The sequence below is a fragment of the Burkholderia sp. SRS-W-2-2016 genome, assembly GCF_001931485.1.
Lineage (GTDB): Bacteria > Pseudomonadota > Gammaproteobacteria > Burkholderiales > Burkholderiaceae > Paraburkholderia.
In genome coordinates, this window is sequence record NZ_MSDV01000075.1 from 174,132 (window position 1) to 192,669 (window position 18,538).

Sequence of the window (18,538 nt, forward strand, 5' to 3'; positions counted from 1 at the left end):
GACAGTGCGGCGCCGATGAGCGTGGCTTTGATCAGTGAGTCGACTTTTCTGGTTCTTCTAATCGCGTGCGTCATTTTTATTGGTCGAGCCGGCTTTGATATCGTCGGTATTCTAAAGCCAATCGCTCGCTCCTCTACGCCCTCACCACCGTGACCCCGGCCGCTTCAATCGGCTTCGTCAATTCCGCGCTGGTTTTCTTCTCGACCACGATCGTCTGCGCGAACGTGAGTTCGCCGATCACGAACGGCGACGCGGCGTTCAGTTTCGACGCCGACGCGAGCACCACCGTTTCCGCCGCGCGAGCGGCGAGCGCGCGCTTGATCGCCGCTTCTTCGAAGTCGCCGGTAGTGAGGCCAGCGCTAGGGTGCACGCCGGTCACGCCCATGAAATACAGGTCGGCGTGGATGCGCGCGATGCTCTCCATCGCGGCGGCGCCGACCGCGACGATCGAATGTTTGTAGAGCCGTCCGCCGATCAGAATTACCTCGACGCACGGATGAGCGGCGAGAGCGGTTGCGACGCTCGGGCTATGCGTGACAATCGTGGCCCGCAGATCGGCCGGCAAGTCGCTGACCAGCAGCGCCGACGTGGTGCCGCCGTCGACGATCACGGTCTGCCCCGGCGCGATCATTTCGGCCGCGCGTCGCGCGATGCGCCGCTTGGCGGCCGACTCGATATCGTGGCGCTGCTCGAACGATGCGAGCGCGGGCGAGGCCGGCAACGCGCCGCCGTGCACGCGCTGCAGCAGCCCGTCCGCCGCCAGTTCGCGCAGGTCGCGGCGAATCGTGTCTTCCGATACGCCAAAGCTGGCGCTCAGTTCGCCGGCCAGCACCTGGCCGTGGCGCGCGAGCTCGTCGAGGATCGCTTTCTTGCGTTGGGTCGTCAACATACGGTTGCACGAAATATCTTGAAATTGCACGAAGTTGCACGATACCATAACTGGCCATCATCGGTCGACAGGAGACGCCATGACTGCAACGAAGGACCGGGTTCGGATCGTCGATACCGCCTTGCTATCGGACGACTGGTACACGCTGAAGAGGGTGACGTTCGACTTTCAGCGCCGCGACGGCACGTGGCAACGTCAAAACCGCGAGACGTACGATCGCGGCAATGGCGCGACGATCCTGCTGCACAGTCCGCGCACCGGCAACATCGTGCTGACGCGGCAATTCCGCATGCCGGTGTTCGTCAATGGACACGACGGCATGCTGATCGAAGCGCCGGGCGGTTTGCTCGACGATGCATCGCCGGAGGAGCGCATCCGTCTGGAGGTCGAGGAGGAAACGGGTTATCGGGTCAGCGAGATTCGCAAGGTTTTCGAGGCGTATATGAGTCCCGGGTCGGTGACCGAGAAGCTCTATTTCTTTGTCGGCGAATACGATGCTTCGATGCGGATCAACGATGGCGGCGGGGTCGTCGATGAAGGAGAAGATCTCGAAGTACTCGAATTGCCGCTGCATACCGCATTGAAAATGATCGACGACGGCGAGATTGTCGACGGCAAAACGATCATGTTGCTGCAGTACCTCGCGTTACGCGAAGCGGGCGCCGCGCGTTCGTCGTAATCCGAGTGCAAGCATTGCGTTACGGCTCGGCGTGACAGCACACGCACAGTTTGTTGCCGTCGAGATCGCGGAAGTACGCGCCGTAGTAGTTCTCGTGATAGTGCGGCCGTAGGGCGGGCGGGCCTTCGCAGGTCGCGCCACAAGCAATCGCACCGGCATAGGCGCGATCGACGGTCGGCCGGTCGCGCGCGAGTAGCGCGATCATCTGGCCATTGCCGCCGTGCGCTGCCTTGCCGTTATACGGCTCGCCGATAATGAGCAGCGGCCGCGGCGCATCGGCCGACATCCACGCGGCCCATGGTTTCCCGCGGTCGCAGAACTTCAGTTGATGGCCGAGTTCTCGCAGCAATGCCGAGTAGAGTTCGAAGCCCTGATCGAAGTCGTTCACGCCGATGAACAGATGCGATATCAAGTTGCGTCTCCCGGAAGTGAGGCGTTCGGTCAGCGCGCGCGCTTCGATGACTGGCGACGCTCGCCGGTCAGGCTGGCCTGCACGGATCAGATCATAAATCAGTTCGGGGTCCGCGGCGACGCCGCGCTATGCGAGCGTCGCCGCGGGTTCGGCGTCGCTGTGTGAGCAGCGAGCCGCAGCGCTTAGGCGGCGGCGGCTGTCACTTCGACCGGCGCGAGATAGTCGTACGCGACTTCGCCGAGATCGAGCGTGAGATTCGCAATCACGTGACGCGCGCCGACCACGCGCTTGACCGGCAGGTCGGCGACCAGGGCGAGCGCGTGCATGGTCACAACCCAAGGGCAAATGGTAGTTACAAAACCCTTCGAGTTGAGCGGTCCGAGCGGCTGATATTCCCATTTGCCGGATGTCGCGCGCGCTCCAGTCGTTCAGCAGAACCATGCCGAAGATGTGCTCGTCAGCAGTCTTTGCGGCGATCGGCGTACCGAGCGTATTGCCGACTCCGGCGAAGAAGCCGGTTTCGAGCTCAATGTCCAGCTGGCGGCACGGCCCATAGGTAGGCCGTGCGTCATCGGGGCTCTTGCGCTGACCGTTCGGCCAGCATACCCGCGTGCCGCTGACCACGATCCAGGAAGCGCGTCCGTTGTGGCCGATCGGAATCTCGAGCCAGTTCGGCATTAGCGCGTCGTTGGGGTCTCTGAACATCGAGCTGCCGAAGAATGTGACGAGCATCAATCGACGCGTCGTTCTCGACAGGCAGTTCTCTCAGATAATCTGCAACACTCCGTTCAGAACAGCGTTGATCGCTTTTTCAAGACGCGGAAGATCCGAGGACATACGCCCCAATCGCGCGGAGTACAGCCTAATGTAACCTTCCTCCTTATGGCGTGCGAGCCTCACAACTCCTCCTCGGATCTGTGCCACAAATCCAGTAGCCAGGGCTGCGAGTATTTCGTGCACCTTGAGGTCGGATCGGGAGCCAAAGCTCACTGCGCGAGCTACTAAAAGCGTACGCCCGCTCTGCTTTTCAATCTTCGTGAGTGTCTCAACGGTTTCAAAGGAAATGCGATGTGTGTCGCCAAAGGTATGGACAACTTCGTCTGGTACTTTTGCGGCGCGCAGCAACCGCGTGACGTGCGGTTTCGAAATGCCCAAGGCGGAAGCCATTTCAGATTGCGATTGCCAGATTTGCCGATGCAAAAACCAGCTGCAAAGCCGCCCAACCATGATGATTGGCGCGTTCCGACGGCGCAGGTTGTTGTATTGAGCTAGAGCTTCTTGCTGAGGTAGCGTGAGAGAACGTGTCTTCATTTCGATGGGGCTTTTCAAATGTACGCATGCTAGCTCGGATGCTCAGAAGTCAAGGATGCTCGAGCATTACCGAGACGGTGGCAAGTCGCGTTTCGTAGAATCTGGCATGTTGGATTGATAGCGTCGATATTCCTGTCAGCCGGCTGACGCCAAAAGTTCTACATTCCCTTTTTAAATCAATGATGCGAACGAGCGATTCCATGTAACCCATGTAACGGCGAGATCCTATTCGCATGTGTTCTCGGGTGCTGCCCCGAAAGCTACCCCAAAATCGTCACCATTTCGGCTTAAGCCCGTTAGCCGGCTGACGCGGCGAATCGCTGTGGCTCTTCGCCCAGAAAGCACCCAGAAATCGCCCCTCTTTTGCATGACTTGCTTCCCATGCCGACTGATTCAATGGAGTCGGTCCAAATGGAATGAGCGCCATGCCTCTTCTCCGCAGCAAAAAGCAGATTGCACTGTCTACCGCCCCTGGGGGCTACTCCGAAGACGATCCCGAGAAGATCATCTTCGACAACGGCGCACGTCTGCGCGTTGAAGCGAATCACTGGAAGACTTTCTGCTTCATCCTCGCGTTCATTGCGGGCGGGGCAATCTACACGCGCAATCCTGCACCCTCGGAGGTCAAGTCCTATGGTGTGTCGGCGGATGTGAATGGCCACGCTGTCGTTACCCAACTGACGGCGTACAAGCCGGACGATCAGGCTATCCGCACGTCACTTCGTGAGACCGTCGAGCGGTGGTTCACGATCGAGCCGGTGCTCACCGATGACATTCAGACTTCGCGCATTGCTCGCAACATCAACGGCGTGAAGGGCATGATGGTCGGCAACGCACGCAACCAGTTCGGCGACTGGGTCAAGGGCGATGCACCGTTCCAGCAGATCACGCTCAATCCGAAGCTCGTGCGTGAAGTGCGGGTGACCAACGTTGCGATGCTCGAAGACTCAACCGCGGTGGTGGAGTTCTCGACAAGCACGACGCAATCGCCGACCGACAAGCCGGCCGTGCAGAAGTACGCCCTGACGTTTCGCTACCAGATCGTTCCACCGACTTCAGAAGACGCGCTGGGCCTGAATCCTTTCGGCATCTTCTATCCGTTGTTCTCCATTCAAAAGACCCAATGATGATCGACTCCCGCACGCTCGCCTCGTGGGTCGCGGCTTTCGCCTGCGTCACGGTGGTTTGCTCACCAGTGTCCGCTGCAAGGAAGGGCAGCCCTGTGTCGTCTGGATCCTTCGACATCGCCACTGCGATGGGCGATCCGATGAGCCCGGTGAATCCCTTTAACGCCGGTACCGATCCAATCACCATGCCCGGTGACGCGCGTATGGCGGTGTTTCCCTATAGCCGCGACCAGATCTACCGCATCATGACTGCGCCGCTCAAGACGACAACGATCGAGCTGGCGCGCGGAGAAGTGCTGGCGACTGAGCCGGCGCTTGGCGATTCGATCCAGTGGGTCGTGGATACCGACGGGTCGAACCACGTCTTTATCAAGCCGGTCAAGCCGGGTCTCGTCAACACACTGCACCTCACGACGAATCAGCGCGAGTACGACATGACGCTCGTCTCGTCGCCGATGGGCGGCCTTTTCTATCAGACGGTGCGGTTTAACTATCCCGGTTCGCTGATGGCCAAGGTTCGCGCGCGCGAGGACGGCAATGCTGACAGGGCGGACGCGGGGCAGGGCGGACCTGATGCGAACGATTCTGGCCCGCTCGGTGTCTCGCCCGACAAGCTGAACTTCGATTACAAGGTATCCGGCTCAGCGCCGTTCCGTCCGGAGACAGTATTCGATGACGGCAAGTCGGTGTGGCTGCGTCTGGCGGCGAACGCGCCTTTCGCGGTGCCGATCGTCAAGGATCACGGCGATAACGTCAGCCCCAATTTCATCCGTCGCGGGCAATACATCGTCGTGCAGGAAATGGCCGATGAGATCGTCCTGCGCGGTGGCGACGACCAGGTCATGATCCGGCGCGGTCGTCCCGGCGTCTTCGGTTTCTGAGAGCGCGCGCACATGACAGGGCAAACCGGACAACCGACCAGCGCGCAGGCGCAGATCGTTAAAGGGAAGTCGCCACGCAATGCGCTGATCAGCGCGGGTGTAGTCGCTGCTGTCGTCATTGCCGCACTCGGCTTCTACTATCAGGTCCAGGAGAGCGCGAAGGCCGACGACGAAGCGAAACTGGCAAAAAAGGACAAACAGGCGGAGGTCGTCGACAAGTCAACCAGCACGCAGGACGTCGAAAGGATCATTGAGGACCAGCAATCGGCCGCACGACGGATTGCGGCCTCGGAGGCGCGAGCTGCCGCGTTGCCGCGTGCTGCATCGGCCGCGGCGCCCAGCCTCGCGCTAGGTCTGACTGCGGACAACTTCGTCGCTGACCAGCGCACTCGCGAACTCAAGACACAGGCGGACAACGATGCGATCTACGCGTCGGCAATCTTCCGTCCCGGTGTCAAGGTCAAGGATTCCGGGTCCGTGCAGGCGACCTTGCCTGCGGGCATCCTCACGCCGCAGCAGATCGCCGCGCAGCAGACGGCGGCCCAGCAGGCTGCCGCCGGTTCGGCCGGTGCACAGGTCGCCGCGGCGCTGGCGTCAGCGGGCATCGGCCCGCAGGCGGGGCGTGGCACCGCCTCATCGACGCAGGACCGCGATACGGCGTTTATCAGGACCGCCGCAGGGCAATCCGGCAACGGCGAGGATTTTTCCCGCAGTGGCTTCGTGGGGCAGGCGCACGGCTGCGTGCTTTCGCCGCCGCACCATATACCGGTGCTCTCCATCGAAGGACTCAATTCCGATCGTCCCGGCACCGCTGCGCTCATGGTCGAAAAGGATGTCTACGACAGCATTCGCGGCGACTGCCTGATGATCCCGAAGGGCACGATGATCACCGCGCCCTACAGTTCGGATATCCAGCCGGGCCAGCAGACCATTCTCGTTGCGGCAACCGAAATGCGACTGCCCAACGGCAAACATGTGCCGCTCTATGGCGGGCAGGGTGCGGACGCAGACGGCTCGGCGGGCTTCTCAGGCGACGTCAACAGCCACTTCCTGAAAATCTTCGGTACGTCGTTCCTCACGGCGATCCTCCTGGGTGCATTCGACAAGGGCGGGACGTCGTCGACCACCACGGGCCCGCTCGGCGTCACGCAGGTTGGAACCACGGCCGGACAGGTTGCTGCCCAGACCTCGCAGTCCGTTCTCGATCGCTACAAGAACATCCCACCCACGATCACGACGGGTCCGGGGGAGCGCCGCTTCATGATCAAGGTCAATCGCGACATCTACATGGAGCCGTACCGCGGTGACTAGGCGCGTTGTCCTGATCCTCTCGCTGGCGGCGCTCACGACCGGAAGCCGCGCGGCGACCATTGAGAACGTAATCAGCCCGACGAGCGTCGTGCTGGCGCAGGCGGGCGCACGCTCGGTCGCGAACTTCGATGGCAAACCCGTTTTCTACTGCGGGCTGAAAGCGTTCGAAGCGTGGGCTACGCCGCTGGTCGGCCAACCGGTTGCGAGCAATCCTGACGCGGGTATCACGGTATCCGTGGACGCACGCGATGTTGCGCTCGAGCAGTTGCTGGTCAGCAAGGGCTGGTTGCAACCGGTCGTGCTCGATGACGAAGCGCAAGCTGCGATTACCGAGAGACGCGGAGGATGGGCCTGCGCGAGTGCGACTACCCCCTTCGATCTGATGCATACGAGTGTCGATCCGAAGGTGCTGGCAGGCATCGCATTGAACGAATCCGGCCTCAACGGCCACGCATGGCCGTGGACCCTGAACATCGCGGGGCAGGGTTATTTCTTCAGGACGCGCGAAGACGCGTATCGCGTCGTGATGTCGCTGATCGCACATGGTCGCAGGGACTTCGACGTTGGCCTCATGCAGATCAACTGGGGATATCACGCGAGACGTTTCGCGTCGCCCTGGGACGCGCTCGCGCCGGCGACCAGCGTTCACGTTGCCGAAGACATTCTTAACGAGAACTACAGCAAGACGCACTCCGTTGCGAAAGCAATTGCCTATTACCACAGCGCCAACCCCGCGCCCGGTCAGGCGTACCTCGCGCGCTTCGCACGACATCTCAACCAGATTCAGGCAGGTCTATGAAGCATATTGTTTCCCGCATCGCGCTTGCCTGCGTTGCGTTGATCAACGCGATGACGTCGAACGCTGCAAACACCGATCCGTTCGATTTCGACTATGAGGTCTCCGGTGGCATCGCGGACCGCCCCGCACTCATCTTCAACGACGGTTCGCAAACCTATATCCAGCCGCGCGCGGGGCAGGTCATCACGGCAACGGGTGGCCACCCGCAGGGTCCGTATGTCGTGGTCGACGGTACACCGGAGAACATCACATACACCGTTGGCGGTCATATCGCAACCGCGCGCTGGGCGAAAGCAAACAGCTTTATAGGTGGCCGCGGGGCGCTCGCTTCGTTGCGGGACGATCAGCCGCCAGGTTTCGACGGTTTCTCGAACCGGCTCGCACTGATTGGCGCACGTGGCGCGCTTGAACCAGTGCGACAGCTTGACGCCACGATGCCGGTAGGGGGCATCGTGAAAGCACTCGTGCCCCAGGGCTGGACCGGGTCCGCGCAGAAGGATGTCGACCTGAACAATGCCTCGTCATTCGCAACACGCCCGGGCGAAAACTGGATCCAGGCGCTGGACCGGTTGATGTCACAGGGTGGCCTCTACGCTGATGTCGACTTCAACACACGACACGTGCGCTTGCGTCGCGATACGCCCAAGTCAGCCGCGCTCAACTATGCGGCCGGCGAGCAGCCGGCGGCGACGGCGGCTGCAGCGTCAGTTTCGGCATCGCCGGCAGGCGTCGCAGCGGAACCTCATGCCGCCGAGCCGTCGGTACTCGCACAACATTTCGGAGCCGAGGCAATTCGTGACGGGGATGACGCTCACACGCAGATCCGCTTCGCGTCCCGACCATCGAAAGACCTTCTGTTCCGTGACGTGAGCGGGAAAGCGCTGCGTGCGAAGTGGGATGAGGCGACGAAGGTCATGACGATTGACCGGACGTCACCGTTTGTTGTGTCCGGCGGCTCTGCCAGCGTGGAAGTGGGCCGTACTGCGGGCACGGTCTACGACTTTGATGCGACGAGCCCTGCTCATCTCGAAGCCGTCTTTGACCAGAACGGCGAGACGTACTTCAAGTTCGCCGAGTCGGTGGTCGCGGTCACGGTCGCAGATGTTCACCACCTGGGGTCGGGCGAGCAGAAGGGACGTTATTACCGCTTTCGGGGGACCGCTGAGCAATTCATCGTTGTCGCCGACGGCAACACTGTCAACGTGACCCGCCGTCACGAGGTGAAGTACTTCGAAGAGCCCGTTGCGAGCGGTGCTAAATCCGCTACGACGACAACCGCGGCGGTGCTCCCATGATGCGCGGCACGCCAGTTTTCGCGGCGCTCATTGCCGCTTGGTGCGCCACGCCGTGCTTCGCCGATTGTCTTGACGACGCGGCGGCCTACCGGCATCTGAATCCGGCGCTGGTCCGTGCGATTGCACAGCATGAATCCGGTATGCGCGCTACCGCCGTGAACGTGAACAGCAACGGTTCCGAAGACATTGGACTGATGCAGATCAACTCATCGTGGCTGCCGGCGCTGCAGCGCTACGGCATCAGTCGGGAGCATCTCTTCGACGCGTGCGTGAACGCCTACGTGGGCACGTGGATCCTCGCGTCGAACTGCCGCCGGCTGGGCGCGACATGGAAGTGTGTCGGCGCCTACAACGCGGTGTCGCCGCAAAAGCAGCTGAGCTACGCGAACGCCATCTATCGAATCCTGCAGCGGGCAGGGAACTGAAAAACCATGCACATGAACCTGACCATTCCGACGACGCGTCGCGCCAGTCTCGCCGCGAAAGTGTTCACCGCATTGCTGCTCGCGGGCCTGAATTCGTATTGCGCCGCCGCGCAGCCGCCCATCGGGGACGGCTGGCAGATGCTGTCTGCTGCCACGTCCAATACAGGGCCGGTCGCGGCGCTGCCGTCACAGGCCGTTGCTCTCGCGAATCTTGCCACCGCACCCACATCGTCCCTGGCCGTTGCGCCGGTTGTGCTTCCTGGTGCGCCCGTCGCGCCGGCTGGTGACCTGACGTTTTCGGTCACGCCACAGGACGTGAATCTGCGCAATGCGCTCGATCGCTGGCTGCAGACGCAGGGCTGGCAGCTCGCATGGAAGATCGACGACGACCTGCCGCTCGAATTCAACGCCAGCTTCTCGGGCGATTTCACGGCTGTGCTCACGCAGGTGATGAAGGCCACCAACCACATGCGCACGCCGACGCGCATCTGCCGCCATACCAACCACGTTATCCGCGTGATCGCACGCGCCGCGAACTGCCAGGACTGACCCAATGATCCGTCATCAGAAACTGAAATCCGTCACGGCGGCGATCGCCGCGCTCGCACTTACCGGATGCACGGTGATGCAGGGCGACGTCAATGGCGCGTATGACAACGCGAACCATACGATGCTCGACGCAATGGGAAATGGTCCCCAGTCGATGGCGCTGGTCGAGGATGTGCCAAACGCGTTTCTGGGTGACCGGCTTGTGCCGGTTGCCTATGAGGCGACCCTGCCTGCGGTGTTCCGTGAAAAGACGGTCACGTTGCCCGCGAACATGAAACTGCGAACGATCGCGACCCTGGTCTCGAGTGCGACGGGCTATCCGGTGCATCTGAGCCCAGATGTGTTCATCCCGCGCGACACGCTGATTCCGCGCGGGCCAGCCGGAGAAGGCAAGGGGGCCGGTGTGTCGTTGGGCAAGACGTCCGAAGAGCCGGTGTTCGCGCAGCCATTCACCGGCAGCGTCGGCATGTACATGCGCAACATGACCGAGGATCTGGGCCTCGACTGGTCGTTCGATGGATCGACCATCAACGTATCGCGGTTTGTGACCCGCATGTTCCAGATCGCGGCGATTCCCGGCAAGGTCTCCATCAAGTCCACGATGTCCAAAGGCATGGACACCTCCACCGGTAATCAGGCGAGTGGTAGCGGCGGCAGCTCCGGCGGAAACACCGGTTCGTTCTCGGCGATCACCTCAACCGGCCGCGATGGCGAATTCGATCAGATGGAGTCGATCCGTGCGGCCCTGGGCAAGCTCAAATCGCCGATGGGCACTATCGACGTGAACCCCCAAAGCCGTCTCGTCATGGTGTACGACACCAAGGAAGCAGCGGACCGGATGGGACAGCTGCTCGCACGCGAGAACGCGATCTCGACCCGTCAGGTTGCGATTCGCGTGCGTACGCTGCAGATCGCACTGAACAACGGCAGCCAGGCCGGTGTGAATGCCGACGTGGTGTTCAACAAGATCCAGAACGGGCTGGCCCAGTACGCGATCAGCTTCGTGTCGCCGACCTCGCTCGCATCGGGCGGCGGTTCGGTTGGCCTGTCCGTGCTGCGCGCTAACGCACCCTTTTCCGGGACCAACGCTGTGATCAACGCACTGAACAGCTACGGCCGGACGGTGCAGGACAACACGCTCACCAAGCTTACGCTCAACGGGCTGCCGGTGTCGGTCGCGTCGTTCCAGAGCGACGACTATCTGCGCTCCACGCAGGCTTCGTCGGGTTCGATTTCCGGAACGTCCGGGGGCGTACCGGGGCTCACGCCTGGCACCGTTACGACAGGCGACTTCGTGAATGTGCTGCCCTCGGTGAACGATCACAACCAGATCATTCTTGCGTACTGGAGCGACAGTTCGAAGCTCAACGGGCCCTTCACGAGCGCAAGCGTCGGCTCCGGAGAAACGCAGCAGCAGATCCAGCTCGCCCACACGACCGGCAGCAAGGACGACCAGACCGTGGCGCTCGCTGACGGACAGACTGTCGTGCTCTATGGCGCGATGACCGATCACGCCGATGGCACAACCAACGGCGGTCTCGCCGGTATCACCGGGACGTGGAACAAGACGCGCACCTTCCAGGTGATCATGCTGACGGCAACTGTCGTCCCCTCGATGTGAGCGCCGGCATGCATATCACCGGACCGCTTCCGACCGACAAAAAAGCCCGACTGGTGTTCGGGCTGGACTGGCGCGCGTATCCGACGAAAAGCGCGAAGGCTGAACGCCGGCGCTACGCCGAAGACTTCGGCGCGACGCATCACGTCGAGTTCAAGGTCGGACAGGAGACGATCGCAGGCTTCGCGGCGCCCGAGGCATCCGACATTCGCGGTCTGAAGCTGTACTCGGGCGCGGCGCGTGTTGCCGTGCACGCGCGAGTGAAGTCGAAGCCCGCTGCGCTCGTGCTCCTGCAGGATGGCGACCACATTCACCTGGTCTTCGTTGTGCGCGGCGTCGTGCGTAGCGACGAGGTGCTGACGCCCGAGGCGGCTCGCGTGCGGTGTGATGCGATCCGTAATGAATGCCAGCGCCTCAATGTTCCGCTTGTAACGCTCGGCGCGGGCCAGTCCATCGGTGAGGTTGACGAGAGCTTCGCAGCGGCGGCGCTGCTTGAAGATCGCAAGGCGGGTCGGGTCACGAAGCTACCTGTCGCTATTCCGACCGCAATTCCGCTGACGATCATTGTGGTTACGCTCCTTGCGGTCGGCAGCAAGGTCTATGACGCGATGCAGCCGCCGCCACCGCCGCCGCCGCATGAGCCAACGTTTGCAGAAAAGTATGAGGCTGCGGTCCGCAAGACATTCGCGTCAGCGCCGCCCCGTGCGAATGAACTCGCGCCTGCGCTGATTGGCACGCTGGGCAGCAGCGAGACCAACCGGTCCGGCTTTCGCTTCGAGAGCGCGGACTGCGGAATATCCGGCAACTGCACCATCACGTACGGCCGCGAAGGCGGCACGTTCACAGGCTTCGATCGCGACGCAATTCCCGCCATGCGTCCGCTCACGTTCGACGCCGATGGTCGGCACCTGAAGACCCGCGGGCCCGCGATTCCGGTTGTGGCTCCTGTGTCGTCGGCGGGGCAGGAAGCATGGCCGTCCGAGCAGGGGTTGATCGAGGCGCTCCAGACACCGCCCCAACGACTCTCGCAGCGGCCGTTCGAGCTGGACAGTCAGGGCTACATCGTTCTGTTGCAGCCATCCAAACCGGTTATGTCCGACCAGTCAGGCGCGGGTCCGCGACCCAAACGGCTGATGCGGGTGGGCGACTGGCAGATCGACGGCTTCCGATGGCAGTCGGTGCTTCTTTCCCGACTGCCAGCAAACATGGCGATCGACAGTCTGAAAGTCGAATACCGGATGACCGAACCGGTAGGCATCCATTTCACAGCGAAGGGCAAATACTATGTTCTCGACTAGCCGAATCCTCGCGCGCACCGTCATCGCTCTGGGGGCGGGCGGGATCATGCTGTCATCAGCGACAGCGCGCGCCGATAGTCCTCATCTCACGCTGGACGATATCGACCAGCTTTCGCGCGACAAGGTGGTGCGCCAGCTCAGAGGGACCGGCGAGGGTGCGGCGGCGACGGGCACTGTGAGTCTGTCCGCGCCGGCGCCCACAGCGCCGGACGCGTCCCCGCCGCCGAAAGTTGCGCCCAAGCCCGCAGCCACCACACGGCCGCGCGCGGAGCCGGCCACATTCGTGGGTGCCTACACCGACCCGACAGGTGGCTATGTCCTCTACGAGCTGGGCGGCGGAATCTACTCCGCGCATCTGGGCAAAAAACTCCTGAATGGATGGGTTGCACAGAAGGTGGACGGCTATCTCGTCACGGTGGCTGAGGGCAGGCACGTGTGGAGCGAACCCATTCGTAGCGAGGCGGTCGCCGGCATGTCCTCAAGCCCGGCGCTTCAGGCGATCACCGACCTCGGCGGTCCATTGCCTCCGTCCGGTGTATTCGGCGCACCCGTTCGCGTGACTTCAGGGAGATAACAGCATGAGTATGTTTTCTGGCGTTCAATCCGACGAGCCGGCTGCCCGTGGTCTGTTCGGTCGCCTGAGGGTATGGTGTGCGGGCTTTACCGAATCGAGCCCGTCGACCATTCTTCCCGTCGCGGAGCCGCAATTCGAGAGGGAGGCCCTGCCTGTGAGCCCGCATGCGACGACGCTTGGCATGCGTCTGCGCAACGGCGACATCACCGACGTCGAGGCAAACGAGCCGGTGAAGGATTGGGAGTCGTTGCAGAGCAGTGAGCCAATCCAACGGAGTGAGCCGTTGCAGGCGGAGACGCGCTCGACGATCCACGCTGAGTCGGCGCACGACGGTGTCGGGGGCGTGCCAGAGGCCGACCGCGAAATGCAACGCCAGTCGGCCGATGTGTCGGCGCAGAGATTCAATTGCCCAGCTGGACAGACAACGGCTTCCGACAATGAGCCGGTGACCGATGCAGTGGTCGGGAAAGCGCCGCCGTCATCGCCGCAGCGCCCGCACGAACCGGTAGCGGAAGAGGGCGAGAAGGCGTTGATCGAATCGGACGTTCTCTATACGCCGATTGGCTTGCCTCAACTGATTTCGGTCGAGGGGCTGGGCCCGTTCAAACGCGTCCTGTGCGAAGCCGGCGCCGACGCTACGCTGCATATCACCGCATCTGCGCGGCGCAGCTTCGTCGCCGTGGATATGCAGGCCGGTGTCGCAATCGTTGCGGCCACCCGTGAGTTCCATGATGGTGCGCTGTACGCGACGTACATCAAGGATCTGGAACGCGCACATATCGCGATCCGCGAGGAGATGGTCGCGACCGAAGACGTGATCGCGTCGATCTACGCGTCGGCGAAGGCGCGTGAAGCTGGCAGCGTGGTACCAGAGACCTCGCGCGCGATCGGCACCTTCCGTGATGTCGTAGAGGCGGCACACGAATTCAACACGAGCGACGTTCACTGGGAGTACCGTGATTTCAACGACGAGGTGGAAGTGCGCTTCCGCGTCGACGGCGATCTTTACACGTATCGCAGGATGCCCAAGGCGCTGGTGAAGCGCGCGCTCTCAGCCGCGTATCAGGATCTCGTCCAGCGCAACACGAACTCGGGTGAGACCTTCCAGCCCAGCGCGCCGCAGTCCGCCATGATTCCGATCGTCTCGCGGGTGGATCTGCTTAACCTGCGCTGGCAAAGCGCGCCAGCGGTGGGCGGGTTCGATGTCGCCTTGCGTGTCCTCGACGGCAATTTCCGCAACGTTCGCGTGATGCAGCCAGCGGAGATGGGACTGGAGGCAAGCCAGCTGGAAATCATCGACTCGCTGGGCAATGTCAGCGGTGGTGTAACGATCCTCAGCGGAGAGACGGGCTCGGCCAAGTCCACCCTGCTGCGTGCGATGTCTTTCAACATGGCAGGGCGCGACCTGCGCAAGCAGTATGCGGTGAGCGAACCCGCAGAGTATCCGAACCCCTGGCTCTCCGAAATTTCCATTGCGCGCAGGACGGATGAGTCCGACGAGGAAGCAAGCCGCAAAAGCGCGGAGGTCGTGCGGACGCTGATGCGCATGGACCCCGACGATCTGACCGTCAACGAGATCCGCGATCGCGTGATGGCCTCGCTGGTTGCGGAGCTCTCGCTCACTGGCCATCCGGTCAGGACAACGCTGCACGCGGACAGTCTGATCGGCGTGTTCATGCGGCTCGCCGGCGGCCGGCTACAGCTGCCGATGGACGAAGTGTCGTCTGAGAAATTCGTCAATGCAGCGGGCAACCAGAAGCTCATTCCGCGGTTGTGCCCGCATTGCAAGATACCCGCGCAAGACGCTATGCCTGTGTCGCAACTCGAACTCCTGCGCTCGAAGTTCGGGCTCGATACTTCGCAGATGGCATGCCGCAACGAAGACGGTTGCGAACGTTGCCGCCTGAAGGGTCTCTTCACGCGGGCAGGCAAGGTCGCGGGCGGCACGAAGGGCCAGACACTGGCGATGGAACTCTACCGTCCGACGCCTGAATTCCTTTCACGTGTCGCCGTGCGCGACTGGCAAGGCGCGGAAAAGATGTGGCGAGCGGAACGCGCCAGCGGGTTTGGCGATGCCAATATGACCGGCAAGACCATTTACGAGCATGCGCTGTACAAGGCATCGATCGGCGTCATTGATCCGCGCTTCATCGACCTGACGATCCGCCCGTTCGCCCAATACCGCGTCATGGCGGACAGGGACGGGAGGATGCCGTCGTGATGCGTGGCCTGGTTCACTCGCTCTTCATGATGTTGCCGCCACACGAACGGATGCGCGTCGCAACGTGGCGCTTTCGCAAGGTGCGGGAGAGCTTCTATCGCGAGACGCGACTCGACGTTGCAGTGAAGGGGCTACGCAATCGCGAGACCCTGCTTGAACGCCTGACAACGCTTGAGCTGCGCAGCCGCAGTCGCAAGTCGCTCGTGTGGCCGGTGTTTCAAAGCATCGGGCGGCGTATGCGAGCGGGCGATGACTTCGCTCAGGCGATCCGGTCTTTCATTCCGGTCGATGAATATGCGCTGCTTGAACTGGCGGGCTCGTCGACGAAGGAAGACGCCGCGGTGCGCGGGCTCGAACTGGCCGAAATGGCGGCCAGTGCGAAGCGCATTCTTTCGGGGACGACATCCGCGCAGATGGCTTATCCGGCGTTCCTGCTCATCTATCTGTACAGCTTCTGCATGCTGTTCGGCGGGGCGATCTTCCCGCAGGTCGTTGATGTGCGACCGCTGGACCAATGGCCCGGTGCCGGCCAGGTGCTCTACGCGATCGACACCTTCTGCTACGAGTACTGGTGGCTAAGCGGTGCGGTCGTTGCTGGAGCGGTCTTCAGCTATTTCTCGACGTTGCGCCGCTGGACCGGCAACCTGCGCAACCGCCTGGACGCCGCGCCGCTGATGTGGCGAAACAGGCGCGATCTTCGTGCTGCGCTGCTGATCGTTTCGTTGTCGGGCCTCTTCGACTCAGGTCTTACCCTTCGTGCTGCGCTAGACCGGCTGACGCGGACCGCTGATCCGTGGCTCAGGTGGCATCTGAACCGTATGAGCCGACGTCTGACGCAAGCGCCAGATGAACCGATGCGCGCCCTGGACACCGGGATCTTTTCCGAGTCCATCGTCGACACCATTACTGACGCATCCGGTCGCGACCAGTTCGTGCAGGCCATCAAGGATCTGGGCCGCGATTCGCTCTCCCGGGTCGTCGAAAACGTTCGGCGCAACGCAAAGATCACCCATTACGTTCTGCTGGGTCTGGCTGCGATCGCGTTTCTTGTAATTGGCGTCGGTTCGTATGTGATGACCGGCGCGGCCAGCCTCGACACATCCACCTTCCAGTCCCCCACCACCATAACCGCTCACTGAGGAAACCATGCAAAACCAAATGAACGATTTCAAAAAAGACACGCTGCGCAAAATCGGTCGCCGTCGCAAACAGTCTGGCGAGCTCTCAATGATTGAAGGCGCCGCGGTGATGGCCGCGGCGGCGCTGCTCGCCCTCCTGGCATACGCCGGCGGCAAGTTCGTGATGGACCGCGTCCACGCCTCGCAGTTCAAGAGCGAAGCGCAACTCTTCCATACTGGCATTCTTGATGCCAGTGCCAACGATACCGATTTCTCGTCGGAGACGCTCAAAACCCTTTCGCAGAACCATGCGTTTGATTCCGCTGGTTCGCGCGTCGCGTCGGGCGGGTCGGGCGTTACCGGCATGTTTGGTGGCGCAGTCATGGCGGCAACCGGCACGGTGATCAACACGAATGATGCAATGGTGTTGACCTATCCGGTGCCAGCGGCTGTGTGTGCTCTCAGTATTGCAGCACTCACCAACGCGTACACGGAAGTGACGGTGAACGGCACCGTCGTTTCATCGCCAACCACAACCTTCAGCAGCAGCACGGGCGCGACCGCATGCACGTCCGCCGGCGCGACGGCGAGCATCGCGATGTACACGACGCGCAGCTAAGGGGCGAGGGACATGGGCAGCATCATCGAAATGGTGATCGTACTGGCGGCATCGGCGTTGCTGCTCACGCAGGGTATCCGCGAAGACATCGCCCATAAGCGCGCGGCGCTGATGGCTTCCGAAGGACAGAACGAGGCTGTCATCAACGACGCGCTGTCAAAGTGGGTGACGGAGAACTATGCGGCAAAGCTGGCCGAGTTCACCGCGTCGGGGTCAACAACGTTGACGCCGCCGACGATCGATGATCTCTATACGAACGGCGATCTGAAGCAGGCGCATCGCAACGGCCCGTTCTGGGGTGGAACGTACATCATCTCGATGAACATGGTCCCGAGCAACTGCTCGGCAGACGCGGGGAACTGCCACGTGGTCTATCTGCTTTACCCCTCGAAGCCACTGCTGAAAAGGGGGGTAGCCGATGTCGTCGGCGCGTCGCAGATCGCGCAGGCGGGTGGTAGCCAGTTCGGATACTCGACGCTGCAGAACAGCGCCACGGTCGCCGGCCTGAACGGTGCGTGGTCCACGCCGAATCCCCTGTCTGGCAGTCCGGCGGCCGCGATCGTCGCGACCAATGGCGTCGACTCCGATGGTGACTCGATCTATATCCGGCGCGACGGTAGTCTCACCTGGACCGGCGATCAGAACGTCAACAATGTGAGCCTGAAAAACGTCAACGACATCAAAACGCAGACCCTTGAGGCGAGCGGAGCGGTGACTGCCGCGAGCGTTGCTGCAAGTGGGGCCGTCACCAGTGCCACGGCCACAGCGACGGGGGCGATAAGCGGTAACTCAGTCACCGCGACGACGACGCTGCAGGCCGGAAATATCGCAGTGCCGCGCGCTGCGTGTTCTCCAAACGGAGCGACGGCCAGCGCCTACGACGGCTCGGGGCAGCAATTCACCTGTCAGTACGGAGTCTGGCTTCCGACAGGCGGGAATCTGTTGCGGATGGGCTACTCCCCTGTTTATGACGGCTGGAATGTCGCGAAGCCGTCCTGTCCCGCAGGGGGAACACCCATTATCGAGCTGGCACCACAGTACTGGTACGTCAACGAGTCTGCCACCGTGAACTACAACGCCTACGACTACGGTACTTACTGGAACATCAGAATCACTGACGGGCCAGGCGCCGGTATCTCCGCAATGGCGACTGCTGGAACTTACTGCTCTTACTAGCGAATTGCTATGAAAAAAAACCTCGCATCGCCACTTTTTCGAACGACGCTCATGTGTTCGCTGCTGGCCGCACAGATTGCGACCGCCGGCCCAGTCGTATGCTCACCAGGGTACTGGGATGCTACCTGCAACGGGAGACTCAACACGGGCTACCAGACGCCGCCTAGCTGTCCAACGGATGCGGGATGGACGACCCTAGCTGCTGCGCATTGGATCGGCTCGCAATATTCGGCGCC

At 62.0% G+C, this 18,538-nt stretch carries 18 protein-coding genes and 2 pseudogenes; 15 read left to right on the forward strand and 5 right to left on the reverse strand.

The genetic code is table 11. The annotated features are described in order from the left end of the window. Positions 1-133: 133 nt before the first annotated feature. Complete coding sequence (locus BTH42_RS31525; protein ID WP_075305138.1) at positions 134-889, reverse strand: DeoR/GlpR family DNA-binding transcription regulator; 756 nt, start codon at positions 887-889, stop codon at positions 134-136. A gap of 79 nt (positions 890-968) precedes the next feature. Here BTH42_RS31525 and BTH42_RS31530 point away from each other — a divergent pair, with 79 nt between their 5' ends. Further along, positions 969-1,568: an NUDIX domain-containing protein gene (locus tag BTH42_RS31530; protein WP_075305094.1), complete on the forward strand. Its 600-nt coding sequence runs from the start codon at positions 969-971 to the stop codon at positions 1,566-1,568. 19 nt (positions 1,569-1,587) lie between these two features. Here BTH42_RS31530 and BTH42_RS31535 read toward each other — a convergent pair whose 3' ends face one another. The 4 genes and pseudogenes from BTH42_RS31535 to BTH42_RS31545 form a co-directional block, all read right to left on the reverse strand. Then, complete coding sequence (locus tag BTH42_RS31535) at positions 1,588-1,980, reverse strand: VOC family protein (RefSeq protein WP_075305095.1); 393 nt, start codon at positions 1,978-1,980, stop codon at positions 1,588-1,590. A 182-nt stretch (positions 1,981-2,162) separates the two neighbouring features. Further along, positions 2,163-2,306: pseudogene (locus BTH42_RS36210) on the reverse strand (acetoacetate decarboxylase); the annotation flags it as partial. Between the two features lie 88 nt (positions 2,307-2,394). After that, positions 2,395-2,712, reverse strand: a pseudogene (locus tag BTH42_RS36215) (fumarylacetoacetate hydrolase family protein); the annotation flags it as partial. Between the two features lie 33 nt (positions 2,713-2,745). Continuing rightward, on the reverse strand, positions 2,746-3,309 hold the full coding sequence (locus BTH42_RS31545) for a hypothetical protein (protein ID WP_256702459.1): 564 nt from the start codon (positions 3,307-3,309) through the stop codon (positions 2,746-2,748). A 407-nt stretch (positions 3,310-3,716) separates the two neighbouring features. On the opposite strand from BTH42_RS31545, the gene BTH42_RS31550 reads away from it, so the two are divergent. The 14 genes from BTH42_RS31550 to BTH42_RS31615 are packed head-to-tail and all read left to right on the forward strand — an operon-like array spanning position 3,717 to position 18,302. Then, positions 3,717-4,418, forward strand: coding sequence for a type IV secretion system protein (locus tag BTH42_RS31550; RefSeq protein ID WP_075305097.1), 702 nt, complete (start codon positions 3,717-3,719; stop codon positions 4,416-4,418). Continuing rightward, on the forward strand, positions 4,415-5,299 hold the full coding sequence (locus BTH42_RS31555) for a TrbG/VirB9 family P-type conjugative transfer protein (RefSeq protein WP_075305098.1): 885 nt from the start codon (positions 4,415-4,417) through the stop codon (positions 5,297-5,299). Before BTH42_RS31550 ends, BTH42_RS31555 begins: the two co-directional genes overlap by 4 nt. 12 nt (positions 5,300-5,311) lie before the next feature. After that, entirely contained in the window at positions 5,312-6,610 is a 1,299-nt protein-coding gene (locus tag BTH42_RS31560; protein ID WP_075305099.1) for a TrbI/VirB10 family protein, read from the forward strand. Next, on the forward strand, positions 6,603-7,409 hold the full coding sequence (locus BTH42_RS31565; protein ID WP_075305100.1) for a transglycosylase SLT domain-containing protein: 807 nt from the start codon (positions 6,603-6,605) through the stop codon (positions 7,407-7,409). The genes BTH42_RS31560 and BTH42_RS31565 overlap by 8 nt, the downstream gene beginning before the upstream one ends. After that, a complete protein-coding gene (locus BTH42_RS31570; RefSeq protein ID WP_075305101.1) occupies positions 7,406-8,704 on the forward strand; it encodes a TrbG/VirB9 family P-type conjugative transfer protein in 1,299 nt (432 codons plus the stop codon). The genes BTH42_RS31565 and BTH42_RS31570 overlap by 4 nt, the downstream gene beginning before the upstream one ends. Then, on the forward strand, positions 8,704-9,129 hold the full coding sequence (locus tag BTH42_RS31575; protein WP_256702465.1) for a lytic transglycosylase domain-containing protein: 426 nt from the start codon (positions 8,704-8,706) through the stop codon (positions 9,127-9,129). The genes BTH42_RS31570 and BTH42_RS31575 overlap by 1 nt, the downstream gene beginning before the upstream one ends. Positions 9,130-9,141: 12 nt before the next feature. Continuing rightward, positions 9,142-9,678 (forward strand): toxin co-regulated pilus biosynthesis Q family protein, encoded by a 537-nt coding sequence (locus tag BTH42_RS31580; protein WP_075305139.1) that lies wholly within the window; start codon positions 9,142-9,144, stop codon positions 9,676-9,678. A 7-nt stretch (positions 9,679-9,685) separates the two neighbouring features. After that, positions 9,686-11,299 (forward strand): type II secretory pathway protein, encoded by a 1,614-nt coding sequence (locus BTH42_RS31585; RefSeq protein ID WP_075305140.1) that lies wholly within the window; start codon positions 9,686-9,688, stop codon positions 11,297-11,299. An 8-nt stretch (positions 11,300-11,307) separates the two neighbouring features. Beyond that, the gene (locus BTH42_RS31590) at positions 11,308-12,594 is read left to right on the forward strand and encodes a hypothetical protein (RefSeq protein WP_075305141.1); all 1,287 of its coding nucleotides are present in this window, start codon (positions 11,308-11,310) and stop codon (positions 12,592-12,594) included. After that, the gene (locus BTH42_RS31595) at positions 12,581-13,168 is read left to right on the forward strand and encodes a hypothetical protein (RefSeq protein WP_075305103.1); all 588 of its coding nucleotides are present in this window, start codon (positions 12,581-12,583) and stop codon (positions 13,166-13,168) included. Before BTH42_RS31590 ends, BTH42_RS31595 begins: the two co-directional genes overlap by 14 nt. Before the next feature lie 4 nt (positions 13,169-13,172). Further along, a complete protein-coding gene (locus BTH42_RS31600) occupies positions 13,173-15,389 on the forward strand; it encodes an ATPase, T2SS/T4P/T4SS family (protein WP_075305104.1) in 2,217 nt (738 codons plus the stop codon). Beyond that, positions 15,389-16,528, forward strand: coding sequence for a type II secretion system protein (locus tag BTH42_RS31605; RefSeq protein WP_372237302.1), 1,140 nt, complete (start codon positions 15,389-15,391; stop codon positions 16,526-16,528). The genes BTH42_RS31600 and BTH42_RS31605 overlap by 1 nt, the downstream gene beginning before the upstream one ends. A 19-nt stretch (positions 16,529-16,547) precedes the next feature. Next, a complete protein-coding gene (locus BTH42_RS31610) occupies positions 16,548-17,126 on the forward strand; it encodes a hypothetical protein (protein WP_256702461.1) in 579 nt (192 codons plus the stop codon). Positions 17,127-17,138: 12 nt separating this feature from the next. Then, positions 17,139-18,302 (forward strand): hypothetical protein, encoded by a 1,164-nt coding sequence (locus tag BTH42_RS31615; protein ID WP_075305107.1) that lies wholly within the window; start codon positions 17,139-17,141, stop codon positions 18,300-18,302. The last annotated feature ends 236 nt before the right edge of the window (positions 18,303-18,538 follow it).

Bases quoted from the DNA above. Each gene is read 5' to 3' on its own strand.
- BTH42_RS31525 (WP_075305138.1), bottom strand. From the start codon at position 889: ATGTTGACGACCCAACGCAAGAAAGCGATCCTCGACGAGCTCGCGCGC.
- BTH42_RS31530 (WP_075305094.1), top strand. From the start codon at position 969: ATGACTGCAACGAAGGACCGGGTTCGGATCGTCGATACCGCCTTGCTA.
- BTH42_RS31550 (WP_075305097.1), top strand. From the start codon at position 3,717: ATGCCTCTTCTCCGCAGCAAAAAGCAGATTGCACTGTCTACCGCCCCT.
- BTH42_RS31555 (WP_075305098.1), top strand. From the start codon at position 4,415: ATGATGATCGACTCCCGCACGCTCGCCTCGTGGGTCGCGGCTTTCGCC.
- BTH42_RS31560 (WP_075305099.1), top strand. From the start codon at position 5,312: ATGACAGGGCAAACCGGACAACCGACCAGCGCGCAGGCGCAGATCGTT.
- BTH42_RS31570 (WP_075305101.1), top strand. From the start codon at position 7,406: ATGAAGCATATTGTTTCCCGCATCGCGCTTGCCTGCGTTGCGTTGATC.
- BTH42_RS31575 (WP_256702465.1), top strand. From the start codon at position 8,704: ATGCGCGGCACGCCAGTTTTCGCGGCGCTCATTGCCGCTTGGTGCGCC.
- BTH42_RS31580 (WP_075305139.1), top strand. From the start codon at position 9,142: ATGAACCTGACCATTCCGACGACGCGTCGCGCCAGTCTCGCCGCGAAA.
- BTH42_RS31590 (WP_075305141.1), top strand. From the start codon at position 11,308: ATGCATATCACCGGACCGCTTCCGACCGACAAAAAAGCCCGACTGGTG.
- BTH42_RS31595 (WP_075305103.1), top strand. From the start codon at position 12,581: ATGTTCTCGACTAGCCGAATCCTCGCGCGCACCGTCATCGCTCTGGGG.
- BTH42_RS31600 (WP_075305104.1), top strand. From the start codon at position 13,173: ATGAGTATGTTTTCTGGCGTTCAATCCGACGAGCCGGCTGCCCGTGGT.
- BTH42_RS31605 (WP_372237302.1), top strand. From the start codon at position 15,389: ATGCGTGGCCTGGTTCACTCGCTCTTCATGATGTTGCCGCCACACGAA.
- BTH42_RS31610 (WP_256702461.1), top strand. From the start codon at position 16,548: ATGAACGATTTCAAAAAAGACACGCTGCGCAAAATCGGTCGCCGTCGC.
- BTH42_RS31615 (WP_075305107.1), top strand. From the start codon at position 17,139: ATGGGCAGCATCATCGAAATGGTGATCGTACTGGCGGCATCGGCGTTG.